11 protein-coding genes are annotated in these 16,331 nt (G+C 72.9%); 6 read left to right on the plus strand and 5 right to left on the minus strand.

Annotation, left to right across the window (positions count from 1 at the left end):
• Positions 1-140: 140 nt before the first annotated feature.
• The 3 genes from EKH77_RS13325 to EKH77_RS13335 all read right to left on the minus strand — a co-directional run bounded on the left by EKH77_RS13325 (position 141) and on the right by EKH77_RS13335 (position 4,443).
• Complete coding sequence (locus tag EKH77_RS13325) at positions 141-1,916, minus strand: N-acyl-D-amino-acid deacylase family protein (RefSeq protein WP_126914610.1); 1,776 nt, start codon at positions 1,914-1,916, stop codon at positions 141-143.
• Between the two features lie 74 nt (positions 1,917-1,990).
• Positions 1,991-3,121 (minus strand): LLM class flavin-dependent oxidoreductase, encoded by a 1,131-nt coding sequence (locus EKH77_RS13330; RefSeq protein ID WP_126918055.1) that lies wholly within the window; start codon positions 3,119-3,121, stop codon positions 1,991-1,993.
• A gap of 95 nt (positions 3,122-3,216) precedes the next feature.
• Positions 3,217-4,443 carry an amidohydrolase family protein gene (locus tag EKH77_RS13335; RefSeq protein ID WP_126914611.1) on the minus strand — a complete coding sequence of 409 codons (1,227 nt, stop codon included), beginning with the start codon at positions 4,441-4,443 and terminating at the stop codon, positions 3,217-3,219.
• A gap of 166 nt (positions 4,444-4,609) precedes the next feature.
• Between EKH77_RS13335 and EKH77_RS13340 the strand changes: the two genes are divergently transcribed.
• The 3 genes from EKH77_RS13340 to EKH77_RS13350 all read left to right on the plus strand — a co-directional run bounded on the left by EKH77_RS13340 (position 4,610) and on the right by EKH77_RS13350 (position 9,305).
• Complete coding sequence (locus EKH77_RS13340; RefSeq protein ID WP_126914612.1) at positions 4,610-7,540, plus strand: AfsR/SARP family transcriptional regulator; 2,931 nt, start codon at positions 4,610-4,612, stop codon at positions 7,538-7,540.
• Positions 7,541-7,964: 424 nt separating this feature from the next.
• On the plus strand, positions 7,965-8,228 hold the full coding sequence (locus tag EKH77_RS13345) for a hypothetical protein (protein ID WP_126914613.1): 264 nt from the start codon (positions 7,965-7,967) through the stop codon (positions 8,226-8,228).
• A gap of 534 nt (positions 8,229-8,762) precedes the next feature.
• Positions 8,763-9,305: a hypothetical protein gene (locus EKH77_RS13350; protein ID WP_126914614.1), complete on the plus strand. Its 543-nt coding sequence runs from the start codon at positions 8,763-8,765 to the stop codon at positions 9,303-9,305.
• Positions 9,306-9,459: 154 nt separating this feature from the next.
• Here the strand turns inward: EKH77_RS13350 and EKH77_RS13355 are convergent, their stop codons facing one another.
• Entirely contained in the window at positions 9,460-11,088 is a 1,629-nt protein-coding gene (locus EKH77_RS13355; protein ID WP_126914615.1) for a FadD3 family acyl-CoA ligase, read from the minus strand.
• A 126-nt stretch (positions 11,089-11,214) separates the two neighbouring features.
• Between EKH77_RS13355 and EKH77_RS13360 the strand changes: the two genes are divergently transcribed.
• The 3 genes from EKH77_RS13360 to EKH77_RS13370 are packed head-to-tail and all read left to right on the plus strand — an operon-like array spanning position 11,215 to position 13,601.
• Positions 11,215-12,366: a lipid-transfer protein gene (locus tag EKH77_RS13360; protein ID WP_126914616.1), complete on the plus strand. Its 1,152-nt coding sequence runs from the start codon at positions 11,215-11,217 to the stop codon at positions 12,364-12,366.
• 6 nt (positions 12,367-12,372) lie between these two features.
• Positions 12,373-12,837 (plus strand): Zn-ribbon domain-containing OB-fold protein, encoded by a 465-nt coding sequence (locus EKH77_RS13365; RefSeq protein ID WP_126914617.1) that lies wholly within the window; start codon positions 12,373-12,375, stop codon positions 12,835-12,837.
• Positions 12,834-13,601, plus strand: coding sequence for an enoyl-CoA hydratase/isomerase family protein (locus EKH77_RS13370; protein ID WP_126914618.1), 768 nt, complete (start codon positions 12,834-12,836; stop codon positions 13,599-13,601). The genes EKH77_RS13365 and EKH77_RS13370 overlap by 4 nt, the downstream gene beginning before the upstream one ends.
• Positions 13,602-13,700: 99 nt before the next feature.
• On the opposite strand, the gene EKH77_RS13375 is transcribed toward EKH77_RS13370, so the two are convergent.
• Entirely contained in the window at positions 13,701-16,235 is a 2,535-nt protein-coding gene (locus EKH77_RS13375; RefSeq protein WP_126914619.1) for a serine/threonine-protein kinase, read from the minus strand.
• Positions 16,236-16,331 lie beyond the last annotated feature (96 nt).

Raw genomic sequence — 16,331 nt, forward strand, 5'->3', positions numbered from 1 at the left:
CCCACCTTCAACCCACCCCAGCAAACGGTGAGTTGATCTTCTTAATAAAGGCCACCACAGCCTTACGCCAAGTAACACCAAGGGGCAATCCCACTCCTCCCCGGATGCGAGAACCGCACCTCCGCCCCTTTTGTGCCGGTTCAAAATTTTCCCGTCGCCGCCGTCGTCACCGTCTCCGTGTCCCGCCCCGACCGCAGCACCCGTCCCGGCACCGCTCCCGTCACCACGTCGTGCCGGACGGTCTCCACGCCATTGACGCGTACGCTCACCATGCCCACGGCCCGCGAGTCCAGCCGGCCGCCGTCGCCCGGCAGGTCCCGGACCAGCGTCGCCGGGCCCGCGTCGACGCGCTCGGGGTCGAAGAGGACGAGGTCGGCGCACCACCCCTCGGCGATCCGGCCGCGCTCGCGCAGGCCGAAGAGGCGCGCGGGGTCGTCGGTGAGCATCCGTACCGCCCGTTCCAGCGGCACGAGCTTCCGTCCGCGCAGACAGTCGCCCAGGAAGCGCGTCGGGTAGGGGGCGCCGCACATCCGGTCCAGGTGGGCCCCGGCGTCCGAGCCGCCGAGGAGGACGTCCTCGTGGTCCCAGGCGCGGCGGCGCAGCTCCCAGCTGGCGGGGTCGTTGTCGGTGGGCATCGGCCACAGGACGGTGCGCAGGTCGTCGGCGACGCAGACGGCGACCAGCGTGGCGAAGGGGTCGGTGCCGCGTTCGGCGGCGATGTCCTCGACGACGCGGCCCGTGAGGCCGTCGTTCTCGGGGGCGTAGGTGTCGCCGATGACGTACCGGCCGAAGTCGGTGAGCCGGCGGAAGGGGCCGGCGTCCGGGCTCGCCGCGCCGCGCAGCAGCCGGTCGCGGACGGCCGGGTCGCGCAGCCGGTCGATCCGTTCCGGCAGCGGGAGTCCCAGTATTTCGCCCCAGCCGGGGAGGAGGTGGAGGGCGCAGAAGGTGCCCAGCGACATGTTCATGGGGGTGAGGATCGGCATGGTGAGGGCGACGATCCGGCCGCCCGCCGCGCGGGCGCGCTCGCTGGTGGCCAGTTGGTGCGGCACCCTGCCGGGAACGGTGGACTCGATGGTGAGGACGTTCCAGTTCAGCGGGCGTCCGGCGGCGGCCGTCAGCTCCACGAGGAGCGTGCTCTCCTCCGCCGAGAAGTGGTCCAGGCAGCCGGAGACGATGGCTTCCAGTTGGGTGCCCTCGTGCTCGCCGACCGCGCGGGCGAGGGCGAGGAACTCGTCGGGGCGGGCGTGGCGGGAGGCGACGGGCCGGCCGTCGCCGTCGGAGTGGGTGGTCGAGCGGGTGGTGGACAGGCCCCAGGCGCCGGCGTCCATGGCGTCGTGGAGCAGCGCGGTCATCCGCCGTAACTCCTCCGCGCCCGGGGTGCCGCCGATGGCGGACGGTCCCATCGCGTACCGCCGCAGCGCGCAGTGGCCCACCATGAAGCCCGCGTTGACCGCGATCCGGCCGTCCAGCGCGTCGAGATATTCGCCGAAAGAAGACCAGTCCCAGGGCGCGCCCTGTTCCAGGGCGGCGAGCGACATGCCCTCGACCTTGCTCATCATCCGCCGGGTGTAGTCGGCGTCGGCCGGGCGGCCGGGGTGGAGCGGGGCGAGGCTGAAGCCGCAGTTTCCGCCGACGACGGTGGTGACGCCGTGGCTCAGGGAGGGCGCGGCGTAGGGGTCCCAGAAGAGCTGGGCGTCGTAGTGGGTGTGCGGGTCGACGAAGCCGGGGGCGAGGACGAGGCCGGTGGCGTTCTCCTCGGTGCGGGCCCGGTGCCCGACCCGGCCGCCCGCCTTCACCCCGCCCGCGTCCCGGTCGATCAGCGCGATCCGGCCGTCCCGGACGCCGACGTCGGCGACGTACGCGGGACCTCCGGTGCCGTCGACGACGGTGGCGCGGCGGATGAGGTGGTCCAGCACGGTCGGCTCCTCTCGCGACGAGCGGGACCGGGGCGGCGGCCCGGGAGGCGCCGCCCCGGGGCGTGGGCGGCCGCTCAGGCGTGCCCGGCGGCCTGGCGGTAGCGCGTGGTGCGGTGGACCGGATCGGTGTCTATCTTCGGGATGACGTGTTCGCCGATGAGCCGGATGGTCGTCATCGTGTCCTCGGGGGGGATGCCGATCGGCAGCCCGAAGGACAGCTGGTCGGCGCCGGCCTGCTCCCAGCGCTTGCACTGCCGGAAGACCTCGTCGGGGTCGCCGCAGATCATCAGCTCCTCGGCGATGAGGAGTTCGATGATCTCCTCGGTGTACTCCGGCAGCAGTTCGGGCCACCGGGGGATGCCCTCGGGGCGGGGGAACGTGTCGTGGTAGCGGAAGAGCAGCGACTGGAGGTAGTTGAGGCCGCCGCCGACCGCGATCTCGACGGCCTTGGCGTGGGTCTCCGCGCAGATGGCGGTGGAGGTGACCATGACGTTGTCGTTGACGTAGTCGCCGACGGGCCGGGCCTTGTCGATCGCGGTCTTGTAGGAGTCGACGACCCACTCCATGTCGGAGACCTTCTGGACGCTGAAGCCGAGGACGCCCAGCCCCTTGCCGGCCGCCATCGCGTACGAGGAGGGCGACCCGGCGGCGTACCACATGGCGGGGTGGGAGGGTCCGTACGGCTTGGGCAGGACCGTGCGCGGCGGAAGGGACCAGTGTTTGCCGGCGAATCCCTCGTAAACCCCCTCCCGCCACATCTTCGGGAACTCGGCGATGGTCTCCTCCCACATCGCCTTGGTGGCGTCCATGTCGGTCACGTCCGGCAGGAAGCCCAGGATCTCGTGGCTGCCCGCGCCCCGCCCGGTGCCGAACTCGAAGCGTCCGCCGGAGAGGTGGTCCAGCATCGCGGCCTTCTCGGCGAGCTTCACCGGGTGGTTGACCTTGGGCAGCGGGTTGAAGATGCCGGAGCCGAGGTGGATGCGCTCAGTGGCGTGGGCGAGGTAGCCGAGGAAGACGTCGCTGGCGGAGAGGTGGGAGTACTCCTCCAGGAAGTGGTGCTCGGTGGCCCAGGCGTACTTGAAGCCCGACTTGTCGGCCTGGACGACGTAGGCGGCCTCCTCCATCAACGCGTGGTGCTCGGCCCGGGGGTCGGTGCGCGACCGGCTCGCCGGCACATAGCCCTGCACGAAGATCCCGAATTCCACGGAGGTCACCCCGTCCTTTTCTGACGAACTGTCAGATCGATTGACGCGATGCGACTGTGGCACCGGTCACATGACCCGTCAAGGCCATGGGGCCGTCAGGCTCGGGCCCCCGCCCAGAGCCCCTCCGGCGTGAGGCCGAGCAGCTCGATGGCGTTGCCCCGGACGACGCGCTCCACGACCTCCGGCGCCAGGTGCGCCATCTGCTCCTCGGCGACCTGCCGCGAGCGCGGCCAGGTGGAGTCGGAGTGCGGGTAGTCGGTCTCGTACAGCACGTTCCCCACCCCGACGGCGTCGAGGTTGCGCAGCCCGAAGGCGTCGTCGAAGAAGCAGCCGTACACCTGGCGGGCGAAGAGCTCGGAGGGCGGGGTGAGCACCTTGTCCGCGACGCCGCCCCAGCCGCGGTTCTCCTCCCACACCGTGTCCGCGCGCTCCAGGACGTACGGGATCCAGCCGATCTGCCCCTCCGCGTACATCAGGCGCAGGCCGGGGAAACGGTCGAGCTTGCCGGACATCAGCCAGTCGGCCAGCGAGAAGCAGCAGTTGCCGAAGGTGAGGACGGAGCTTACAGCGGGCGGAGCGTCGGCCGACGTGGAGGGCATCCGGGAGGAGGAGCCGATGTGCATGGCGAGGACGGTGCCGGTCTCCTCGCAGGCGCGCAGGAACGGGTCCCAGGCGTCACTGTGGACGGACGGCAGTCCCAGATGTGGCGGGATCTCGGAGAAGCAGACGGCGCGCACGCCGCGCGCGGCGTTGCGCCGCACCTCGGCGGCGGCGAGCTCGGCGTCCCACAGCGGCACGATCGCCAGCGGGATCAGGCGCCCACGCGCCTCGGGGCCGCACCATTCGTCGACCATCCAGTCGTTGTAGGCCCGTACGCACAGCAGGGCCAGCTCCCGGTCGGCGGCCTCGGCGAAGGTCTGGCCGCAGAAGCGGGGGAAGGTGGGGAAGCAGAGGGAGGACTGGACGTGATTGAGGTCCATGTCGGCCAGCCGGTCGGGCACGCTGTAGGAGCCCGGCCGCATCCGTCCGTAGGTGATCCCTTCCAGTCTGACCTCGTCCCTGGAGCATCCGACGGCGGTATCAAGCCGCGTGAGAGGACGGAACAAATCCTCATAGACCCACCAGTCCGCTTCCGGGCCGTCGTCACCCGGGGTGCCCATGACGGGCGCGAAGCGCCCTCCCTCGAAGGTCATGCCCTTGACCGGGGCCCTCACGATGCGTGGTCCGACGCCGTGGAATTTCGCCGGTAACCGGTTCCGCCAGACGTCGGAGGGCTCCACTGTGTGGTCGTCCACCGAGATTATCTTGGGGAAGCTCACCATGGCCGACACCGTAGCGCTGAACTGACGGTTCGTCAGGACAGGGCGGATCCGGCCCGTGGCCGGGCGCTCGCGGACCGTACAGAGAGGGCCGGACCCCTGCTGACGTAGCAGCCCCGAACAAGGCAGACTGGCCGGTGCGACCGAGCAGGACAGGCAGGGGGTCACCATGGCCGGGGATACAGGGCACGGGCAGGCGCTGCGCTTCACCGTGCTCGGGCCCGTCCGCGCCTGGCGCGGCGACGAGGCGCTGAACACCGGTTCACCCCAGCAGCGGGCGCTGCTGGCCGCCCTGCTGCTGCGCGGCGGGCGCACGGCCACCGCGCCCGAGCTCGTGGACGCCCTGTGGGGCGAGGAGCCCCCGCACGCCGCCCTGGCGGCCCTGCGCACCTACGCCTCCCGGCTGCGGAAGGCCTTCGGTCCGGACGCGGACGCCCTGGTCAGCGAGGCGGGCGGCTACGCGATACGGGTCACCGACGGCTGCCTGGACGCGGACGAGGCCGAACGCCTGGCCGCCGACGCGGAGAAGGCCCGCGCGAGCGGCGACCGCTTCCGCGCCCGCGACCTGATGAACCAGGCCCTGGCCCTGTGGGACGGCGAGCCGCTGGCCGGGCTCTCCGGCCCGTACGCCGACACCCAGCGCGCCCGGCTGGAGGAGTGGCACCTCACGCTCCTGGAGACCCGCCTGGATGTGGACCTGGAGGTCGGCGGGCACGCCGAGGCCGTCTCCGAGCTCACCGCCCTGACCGCCGCGTACCCGCTGCGCGAGCGGCTGCGCGAGCTGCTGATGCTCGCCCTCTACCGCAGCGGCCGCCAGGCCGAGGCCCTCGCCGTCTACGCCGACACCCGCCGCCTGCTCGCCGACGAACTGGGCGTCGACCCCTGCTCCGAACTCTCCGAGCTCCAGCAGCGCATCCTCAACGCCGACACCGAGCTCAACGTCCATCCCGCGGGCGACCGTCCCAGCCTCGGCCCCACCTTCATCCGGCCCGCGCAGCTGCCCGCGACCGTCCCGGACTTCACCGGGCGCGCCTCCTTCGTCCAGGAGCTGGGCGACCAGCTGGCCACGGCGGAGGGCAGCGTGATGGCGGTCTCCGCCGTCGCGGGCATCGGCGGCGTCGGCAAGACGACGCTCGCCGTGCACGTCGCGCACGCCGCCCGGCACCACTTCCCCGACGGCCAGCTCTATGTCGACCTCCAGGGCGCGGGGCCCGTGGTCGCCGAGCCGGAGGCCGTGCTGGGGTCCTTCCTCCGCGCCCTCGGAATCCCGGACTCCGCCATTCCGGACGGGATGGAGGACCGCGCCGCCCTGTTCCGCTCCACGCTCGACGGACGCCGCGTGCTGACCCTGCTGGACAACGCGCGCGACGCCGCCCAGGTCCGCCCGCTGCTGCCCGGCAACGAGGGCTGCGCCGCGCTCGTCACCAGCCGCGTCCGCATGGTCGACCTCGCCGGCGCCCACCTCGTCGACCTGGACGTGATGAGCCCAGAGGAAGCGCTCGTCCTGTTCACCCGGATCGTCGGCCCCGAGCGCGTCAGCGCCGAGCGGGACGCCGCCATGGACGTCGTGGCCGCCTGCGGCTTCCTGCCGCTCGCCATCCGCATCGCCGCCTCCCGCCTCGCCGCCCGCCGCACCTGGACCGTCTCCGTCCTCGCCCGCAAGCTCGCCGACGAACGCCGCCGCCTGGACGAGCTCCGCGCCGGCGATCTCGCCGTCAAGGCCACCTTCGAGCTCGGCTACGGCCAGCTCGAGCCCGGCCAGGCCCGCGCCTTCCGCCTCCTCGGCCTCGCCGACGGCCCCGACATCTCCCTGGCCGCCGCGGCGGCCGTCCTCGACCTGGGCCCCGACGCCACCGAGGAACTGCTGGAGTCCCTCGTCGACACCTCGCTCCTGGAATCCGCCGCGCCGGGCCGCTACCGCTTCCACGACCTCGTCCGCCTCTACGCCCGCGCCTGCGCCGAACGCGACGAGCAGCCGCCCGCCGAACGCGACGCCGCCATGTCCCGCCTGCTGGACTTCTACCTCGCCACGGCTGCCGGGGTGTACGTCCTGGAGCGCCCCGGCGACCAACTGCTCACCCACCTGACGCCGACCACCCACCCGGGCCTGACCTTCACCGACCGCACGGCCGCCGGTGACTGGCTGTTCGCCGAGGCCGGCTGCCTGCTCGCCTGCGTGCGCCAGCACGCGAGCGCCACCGGCGACACCCTGCGGCGCGCGGTCGACCTGCTGCTGGCCGCGAAGGACCTCGCCGAGTCCGGCGCCGACTCCCGCCAGTACGAGCAGGCGGCGTCCGCCCTGCTGACCGCCGCCCAGGGGGCCGGCGACATCCGGGCCGAGGGTCGCGCGCGGACCGTGCTGACGCACGCCCACAGCATCGCGGGCCGCTTCGGGCACGCCGAGGAACAGGCGCGGCGCGCCGTGCTGCTGGGACGCTCCTGCGCGGACCCCATCCCCTGCTGCTACGCCTCCAACAACCGCGGCATCATCGCCATCTACGAACACCGCTACGAGGACGCCGAGGCCCACATCGGCCAGGCGCTCAGCGCCTTCCGCGCCGACGGCAACCGCCCGGGCGAGGCCAGCGCGCTGAGCAACCTCTCCCGGGTCCACCTGGAGACCGGCCGCACGCAGTCGGCCGTCCGGCTCGCCGAACAGGCCCTGGAGCTCTACCACGAGCTCAACGTCTCCTGGCGGCTCGCCAACGGCCTCTACGCGTACGGGATCGCCCTCACCCGCGCCGGGCGCTACGAGGAGGCCCTGGGCCGGCTCGCCGAGGCCCTGCCGGTCTTCCACGACAACAGGCAGCGGCTGTGGGAGGGCATGACCCTCTTCCGGATGGCCGAGCTCTACCTCGCCACCCGCCGGCACGCCCAGGCGGCGTCCTACGCCGAGCAGGCGCTGGTCCAGATACGGGGCATCGGCGGCGAGTGGCGGCGCGGCAACATCCTGACCGTGCTGGGCCGTTCCCTGGACGCGCTCGGGCAGCAGGGGCGCGCGCACGCCTGCTGGACGGAGGCGCTGGCCATCTACGAGGCGCTGGGCTCGGCGGAGGCCGCCGACGTACGGGACCTGCTGACGCCTGCCGCGGCGGCGTAGATTTCCCCAGCGGGGTGCGGGAGCCCGTGGGGGCTCGAAGGCGTATCCGCGGACGTACTCACAGACGTACTCACAGATGTTCTCAGGCGTACGACGGTCGGCGAGGTGTGGGAACGGGCTGCCGGAGTGGGGCGTTCCGGCGTATCCGGAGGTGCCGTTCCGCGCGGGCTTACCGTCTTACCGGAGGTCACAAACAAGCGGAACTAGGCCGCTTACGTGCCCGTTCATCGATCGTTTATCGTGACCCGTCAATCTAAGGGATGTCGATCCGTCGCGTCGGGGGGCAGGCGGGTCGTAGGTGAGACCTTCACCTCAGGGCGAGCAGCCCTCACAACCCGTCCGGCGGCCCTCGGGGGAGTCGCCGGGCGGGTTCTGCGATCCCTGACCGTCCCAACGACTCGCACTGCCAACGGGAGACAGCATCATGAGCGACGACAGCAATCTCAATTCGCCCATAGCGGCCAAGCCGCAGGACGACCACGCCACGGGGGCGCCGCTCACCGCACAGAAGCTGACCGGCGTGGAGGCCACGCCGCAGGACGACCACGCGACGGACGCTCCGGCGATGGTCACGATGGACGACCACGCGACCAACCCGCCGAAGTTCGTGACGATGGACGACCACGCCACGAACCCGCCGAAGTTCATGGCCATGGACGACCACGCCACGATCGAGAAGCCGTTCTGAGGGCTTTCCGAGCCACGCGGTACTGAGAGAACAGCGCCGTACGGAGAAGCACCACCTCGAACAGCACCACTCTGAGCACATCGCGCATGGGGAGCTTCCGCCAGACATCGGCCGGAAGCTCCCGGAGCCCAGGGTCCTCCGGGGGAACCGAGGGGGGCGGGCTGTCCGGCGGCGGTAACCCACGGGGGGCGTGGGCGACCGACGGGGGAACCGGCGAATGCGCCGACGAGGCGGACACGGGGGAACGACACCGTCTCGCGGAGCACTTGCAGGAGGACAGCCCGACGGGGGGCCCGGGTGGGAGAGGCAGGGGCCGGAGCCGACGGCACGGAGGGGGAGCCGTCGGCCCCGGTCCCTGCCTTTCGTCCTGCCACGGGCACGGGCGTCCAGAGGCGGATACGTCCTTCGGCGGGGGATTCCCCGATTCCATGAGTTTTCCGCCCGAACACCCGTACTTCACGGCAACCCGCCGGTACGTTCTCCGGCACAGCACCACCGACCCACGCACGGCAACCCCCGATCAGAGGAGCCACCATGATCCGCATCCGCACCAAGACCACCCCGACGGCGCACGGGAACTACGGCGGGAATTACGGCGGGAATTACGGGAAGCGCGGGAAGCAGGCGTTCGCCATACTCGGCCTGGCCGCCGCGGCGGCGGTCCTCGGCTCGGTACCGGCGGCCGCCGACGACCACGCGTCCGGCCCCGCGGCGCTGAGCGCCCGGCCGGCGCACGTCCTGCGGGTCCACGACGACCACGCGTCGACCGCTCCCCGGCTCCTCGACGACCACGCCTCCGGCACCACGCTGATCGGGGACGACCACGCGTCCGGCGCCTCCCTGGCCGGGGACGACCACGCCTCGGTCAGCCCCCGGTTCCTCGACGACCACGCGTCCGACAGCCCCCTGATCCTGGACGATCACGCCTCGGACAACCCGCTGATCCTGGACGACCACGCCTCGGACAACCCGCTGATCCTGGACGACCACGCGTCGGACAACCCGCTGATCCTGGACGACCACGCGTCCGGCGGCAACGACGACCACGCCTCCGGCCCGGAGCCGAGCCTCCGCTGAGCCCCGGCGCGCGGGCCAGGGGGTGCGGCCGACGGTAGAAGCCGGCAGGCGACGGCAGCCGACCGCGGCCGGAGACCTCCGGAGGACGGCCACGGCCGCACCCCGGGCCGCGCCGCGCCCCACGCCCGCGTTCCCGTTATTCCGCCCGGCGCCGCTATTCCGCCCGGCGCCGCAGCAGCCCCTTGAGCACCTTGCCGGAGGCGTTGCGCGGCAGCTCCCGGACGAACTCCACCTCGCGCGGCACCTTGTAGTTCGCCATCTCACGGCGCGCCCAGGCGATCAGGCTGTCCGCCGTGACCGCGTCCCCGGCACCCGCCCGGCGGACCGCGAACGCCTTGCCGACCTCGCCGAGCCGGCCGTCCGGCACACCGACCACCGCGACCTCGGCTATCCCCGGGTGCCGCGCCAGGACCCGCTCGATCTCCGCCGGGTAGGCGTTGAAGCCACCGACGACGAACATGTCCTTCAGCCGGTCGGTGACCCGCAGATTGCCCCGCGCGTCCAGCACGCCCACGTCGCCGGTGTGCAGCCAGCCCTCGGCGTCGAGGGCCCGTGCCGTGGCGGCCGGGTCCTCGAAGTAGCCGGACATCACCTGAGGGCCGCGGACCAGGATCTCCCCGGGCACCCCGGCCGCCCGCGCCCGCCCGTCGGGACCGGCCACCTTGACCTCGGTGCCCGGGACGGCCCGGCCCGAGGTGCCCGCGATGACCTCCGGAGGGTCGCCGCGCCGGCACATCGTGACGACGCCGGTCGCCTCGCTCATCCCGTAGGCGGTGAGCACGGTGGCGATGCACAGCTCGCCGCGGAGCCGGTCGATCAGCCGCCGGGGCACCATGGCCGCGCCCGTCACCACCACCCGCAGCGACGACAGGTCGTACGCCGCCCGGTCGGGGTGGTCCAGGAGCGACTGGTGGAGCGTCGGCGGCCCGGGCAGGACCGTGATCCGCTCGGCGGCGATCCGGGCCAGCACGGTCTCCGCCGCGAAGACGGGCTGAGGCACCATCGTGGCGCCCCGCATCAGGCAGGCGATGACGCCCGCCTTGTAGCCGAAGGTGTGGAAGAAGGGGTTGACGATCAGATAGCGGTCTCCTTCCCGCAGCCCGGCCAGCTCGCTCCAGACGGCGAACGTGCGCAGCGTCTGCCCGTGGGTGATGACGGCCCCTTTGGGCTCGCCCGTGGTGCCCGAGGTGAAGAGGATGTCCGAGGGCGCCTCGGAGGGTATGGCGTCGGCCCGGGCCCGTACCGTCCGGGCGGGGACACCCTCCCCGGCGGCGAGGAACTCCTTCCACGCCCGGAAGTCGGCCGGGGCGTCGTCGGCCAGGACGACGACGTCCCGCAACCGCGGCAACCCGGGCAGCGGCCCCCGCACGGCCCCGGGGGCGGCGGGCCGCTCCCCACGCGCGGCACCGCGCAGCGCCGCCACATAGGACGTGCCGAGGAAGGTGCCCGTGACGAAGAGCAGCCGGGCCCGGGTGCGCTCCAGCACCTGCACCGCCTCGGCGCCCTTGAAGCGGGTGTTGACCGGCACCAGCACCGCGCCGGCGCCGACCGCGCCGAGGGCGGCGACGATCCAGTCCAGACTGTTCGGCGCCCAGATCGCGACCCGGTCGCCCGCCTCCACCCCGGCGGCCACGCACGCGGCCGTGGCCCGCCCGACACGCTCGCCGAGCTGCCGGTAGGTGATCCGGGTGCGGCCCTCGACGACGGCCTCACGGGCGGCGTACCGCTCGGCGGCCATCCGGACGAGCCGGGGTATCGAGACGAATTCCAGGTCACCGCGCATCGCACACCCTCCCCCCGCCGCCCCCGGTTTCGCGCCGACCACCCCGGCGCGCCACCAGCTGGCTGACGGTTCGTCAGATTAGCGATAGCCTTCCGCGCTGTCAGCATCGACAGCACGGAGGCGGCGATGACGGCAACGCTCAAGGACACCACCGCGATCGTCGGCATCGGCCAGACCCCCTTCGCCCGACAACTCCCCGAATCCGAAAAAACGTTGGCGTGCCGCGCCGTCCTCGCCGCACTGGACGACGCGGGCCTCTCCCCCTCCCAGGTCGACGCCTTCGCCTCGTACACCATGGAGACCACCGACGAGGTCGAGGTCGCCAAGGCCATCGGCGCCGGGGACGTCACCTTCTTCTCCCGCGTCGGCTACGGCGGGGGCGGCTCCTGCGCGACCGTCGCCCACCTCGCCGCCGCGATTGCCACGGGCCAGGCGACCGTCGGCGTCGCCTGGCGCTCCCGCAAGCGCGGCTCCGGCCCCCGCCCCTGGCGAGACACCCGGACACAGCTCCCCACCCCGGCGCAGTGGACCCGCCCGTACGGACTACTGCGCCCCGTGGACGAGATCGCGATGCTCGCCCGCCGCTATATGCACGAGTACGGCGCCACCCGCGATCACTTCTTCAACGTCGCCCTGGCCTGCCGCAACCGCGCCAACCAGAACCCCGCCGCCGTGATGTACGAACGGCCGCTGACGCGCGAGATGTATATGACCTCCCGCTGGGTCAGCGATCCCCTCTGCCTCTTCGACAACTGCCTGGAGACGGATGGCGCGTTGGCCTGCGTCATCGTGGCCGCGGAACGCGCCCGCGACTGCCGCGCCACCCCCGTCTATGTGCACTCCGCCGCCCAGGGGCTGCCCGCCCAGCACCACGGCATGGTCAACTACTGGACGGACGACCCCCTGTCCGGACCGTCCTGGACCGCCGCCCGGCAGCTGTGGAAGACGGCGGACGTCGGCCCCCAGGACATCCATGTCGCCCAGATCTACGACGCGTTCACCCCGCTGATCCCCCTGTCCCTGGAGGGCTATGGCTTCTGCGGACGTGGAGAGGGTGCGGCCTTCTCGGAGGGCGGCGCGCTCGAACTCGGCGGCCGGCTCCCCCTCAACACCGGTGGCGGCGGTCTCAGCGAGGCCTACGTCCATGGCTTCAACCTCATCAACGAAGGGGTCAAGCAACTCCGCGGCACCTCCACGGCACAGGTGCCGGGCGCGGCGACATGCCTGGTCACGGCAGGCGAGGGCGTCCCCACTTCGGCACTTCTGCTGAGGAGTTGAGTGCTCATGTCCTCCATGATGCAGGGCACCACTGACAACGGCCTCCTGCTGCCCGTCCAGGACGAGGACGGGCGCCCGTTCTGGGAGTTCGCCGCCCGCGGTGAGCTGCGCGTCCAGGCCTGCGCGGACTGCCACCGGCTCCGTTTTCCGCCTCGGCCCTGCTGCCCGCGCTGCCAGTCCTTCGCCACCGAATGGCACCGCGTCTCCGGTCGCGGCCGCGTCTGGTCGTACGTCCTGCCCCACCCGCCGCTGCTGCCCGCCTACGCCGAGCAGGCCCCGTACAACGTCGTCGTCGTGGAGCTCGCCGACGCCCCCGGCATCCGTCTCGTCGGCAACCTCGTCGCCGCACCGGACGCCGCGCTCGACTCCGTCGACCCGTCCCGGCTGCGCGTCGGCGCGCCGGTCAGGGTCGTCTTCACCGAACTCGCGCCCGGGGTGACCGTGCCACGCTGGCTGCTGGAGCGCCCATGACCGTCCGCACCGAACGCCACCCGGACGGCGTAGCGCTCGTCACCCTCGACCGGCCCGAGCGGCACAACGCCATCGACCTCGCCACGGCCACGCGCCTCAAGGACCTCTGGACGGAGTTCCGCCACGACGACTCCGTCCGCGCCATCGTGCTGACCGGCGCCGGGGACCAGGCCTTCTGCACGGGCATCGACCGCTCCACCGACGTCCCCCAGCCGGGCTCCCCGTACTCCCTGGACGACCCGCTGCGCACCGTCGGCCCCAAGGCCGCCGACCTGTGGAAGCCCGTCATCGCGGCGGTGGGCGGCATGGCGTGCGGGGGCGCCTTCTACCTGCTGGGGGAAGCGGAGTTCATCGTCGCCGCCGAGAACGCGACGTTCTTCGACCCGCACACGTCGTACGGGATGGTCAGCGCCTACGAGGCGGCGTACATGGCGCAGCTCATGCCTTTCGGCGAGGCCGCGCGGACGGCGCTGATGGGCACGGCCGAACGCCTATCGGCGCGCCGCGCCCATGAGATCGGCCTGGTCTCGGAGCTGACCCCGCCCGGAGAGGCCACGGCGGCGGCCCTGCGCGCGGCGGCGGTCATCGCCTCCTACCCACCCGAACCGGTCCAGGGCACGGTCCGCGCCCTGTGGTCGACGAGGGAGCCGACCAGAACCCATACGGATTCGTTGGCCCAGCACTTGATAGCACTGGGAAACGCCTCAGCCTCGGAGCAGGCCAAACTCTTCACCACCCGCACCCGGACCTATCGGGTGCGGTAGGTTGCGGGCAATCGTCCCGCAGGGCGGGACGGGTGGGCGCAACCGGGACCACCGGCCCGCACCCGAACACGGCGCCCCCTCGGGGGGCACAACGGCGCGTCAGCGCCGAACGTGCCCCGTCCCCTTCCCCGCGTCCAACGCGTAAACGCACCGGTCCTTGCTGCACGCGTAGACGACCCCGCCGGCCGCCACCGGCGACCCCGTGATCTCCCCGCCCGTGGCGAGCTTCCAGCGCAGCTGGCCGCCCGCCGCGTCCACCGTGTACAGACAGTGGTCGGCGGAGCCGAAGTGCACCCGGCCGTCGGCGACGACGGGCGTGCCGATGATGTCGCCGCCCGCCGCGAAGCGCCACTTCGGCGTGCCCGTGACCGCGTCCAGTGTGTAGAGCGCGCCACCGCTGCCCAGGTGGACCGATCCCCCGGAGACCAGCACCGGCTCCGTGGTCTGCCGGGCCTCCGTGGCGATGCGCCAGCGGTCGCGGCCGGTGGCCGCGTCCAGGGCGTAGACGGTGCCCAGGTAGTCGGCGATGTAGACGCCCCCGCCGGTCACGGCGGGGCCGGGGGCGAAGGCGGGCGGGCTCAGGAAGACCGCGGGCGCCTCGAAGCGCCAGCGCACATCCCCCCGGGTCACGTCGATGGCGAGCACGCGCGTGCCGGCCGCGACATAGACGACGCCGTCCGGCGCGGGCAGCAGCCGTACGGGCACACCACCGCACGAGGCCGCGTCGCCCACCGGGTACGACCAGCGCTCCGCGCCCGTACGGGCCTCGAGCGCGCGCAGCCGCGCGTCGGACCAGACGTACACCGTGCCGTCGTGGACGAACGGCCCGCAGTCGGGGGTCTCGAAGTCGGCCTGGGCGCCGTTCATCTCCCACAGGAGCTCGCCGTTGGCGGCCTCCCACGCCTGGACTCCCCCGCCGCGCGTGCCGGTGACGATCGTGCCCCGGTCGGCCTTGAGGGAGTAGACCCAGCCGTCCGTGGACAGCCGCCACCGCTCGGTGCCGTCGGAGGCGTCGAGCGCGTACAGCGTGGGACCGTCGGAGGCGTGTATGCGGCCATCGGCGACGGCCATCGCCCAGGCCACGTCCCGCGTCTTGAACTGCCTGCGCCCGCTGGCCACATCGAGCGCGTGGACCTCGAACGACGTGACGTACAGCAGGTCGCCGGAGACGACGGGGGTGCCCCAGACGTCGTTGGACATCCGGAACCGCCACGGCCGCCAGCGGCCCTGATCCGTCTGCGCGGTGGCCCCGCCGTCGGGGGCGGGGGCGGCGGGGGCGGCCACCGGGGGCTGGCTGGGGACGGCCGCGGCCGACGCGCCGGCCGGGGGGCGGACCCATCCCGTGGTGGCGCCCGCGCTGGTGCCCGCGTGCGGATCCCGGGCGTCGGCGACCCTCGGGCCCGGGCCGATCGGCACCTGCGACCCGGCCAGCCGGATGGCCCCCTCGGAAGCGGACGGCGCGCCGGCGTGGCGGCCGTGCGCTACGGCTCCGGCCCCGGCCACCGCCCTGACGCTGTGCGGTCCGCTCAGCCCGCCGCGCGGGTCGGGCGTGCCGGTACCCGCGTGCCCGTCGCTCCAGCCAGGACCGCTGCGGCCGGCGGGGCCGCTGTGGCCGCCAGGGCCGCCGTGCGGCTCGTAGGCGGCCACAGGCTCCGGCGCCGGAGGCTCGGCGGGCCGGGGCGGGACGGCCTGACGGGCGCGGCCGGCCGCGCCGGTGCCCTTCGCGGTGGGGCGGTGCCCCGCGCGGCGCTGCTCGATCAGGGTGACGGCGTTGTCGGGCAGCCAGGCCGAGGCCGTGCCGCTGTCGTCGCCCCCGCCGGAGGCGAACAGATGGGGGGCGAGCTGCGACTGGAGGTCGGCGGGGCTCGGCCGGTTCTCGGCGGCCATCTGCATACAGGAGTCGATCAGGGGCCGGAGCTCGTCCGGCAGCCCGCTCAGGTCGGGCCCCTCCCTGAGCAGCATGAACACGGTCTCGACCGGGTTGACGCCGTGGAAGGGGGCGTGCCCGGTCGCCGCGAAGACCAGGGTGGAGCCGAGGGAGAAGATGTCGCTGGCCCCGGTGACGCTCCGGGAGTCGCGCGCCTGCTCGGGCGACATATAGGCGGGCGTGCCGACGGCGACGTTGGTCATGGTCAGCCGGGTGTTGGAGACACCCGAGGCGATGCCGAAGTCGATGACCCTCGGCCCGTCCTCCACCACGAGCACGTTCGACGGCTTGAGGTCCCGGTGGACGAGCCCGGCGCCGTGGATGGACTGGAGCGCCTCCGCGACGCCCGCGGCCAGCCAGCGCACCGCCTGGGCCGGCAGCGGCCCGCACTCGGTGATGATCTCCTCGAGCGAGGGGGCGGGCACATAGGCGGTGGCCAGCCAGGGCACGGCCGCCCTGGGGTCGGCGTCGACGACGGCGGCGGTGTAGAAGCCGCTGACCGCACGGGCCGCTTCCACCTCACGGGTGAAGCGGACGCGGAAGAGCTGGTCCTCCGCGAGCTCCGTGCGCACCGTCTTGATCGCCACCCGTCGGCCGGACGCCGAGCGGGCGAGATAGACCAGCCCCATGCCGCCGGCACCGAGTCGGCCGAGCACCTCGAACGGGCCGATCCGTCTCGGGTCGTGCTGCGTAAGCTGCTCCACCACTGACCTGCCACCTCCCCGTGGGGGCTTGAAGGGTTCCAGCCCCGTGCAGCGTCTCTCCGCGAAATTATCCCGGGGAACGCACCCCAGATTCTTCCT

The organism is Streptomyces luteoverticillatus (genome assembly GCF_003970715.1).
Lineage (GTDB): Bacteria > Actinomycetota > Actinomycetes > Streptomycetales > Streptomycetaceae > Streptomyces > Streptomyces abikoensis.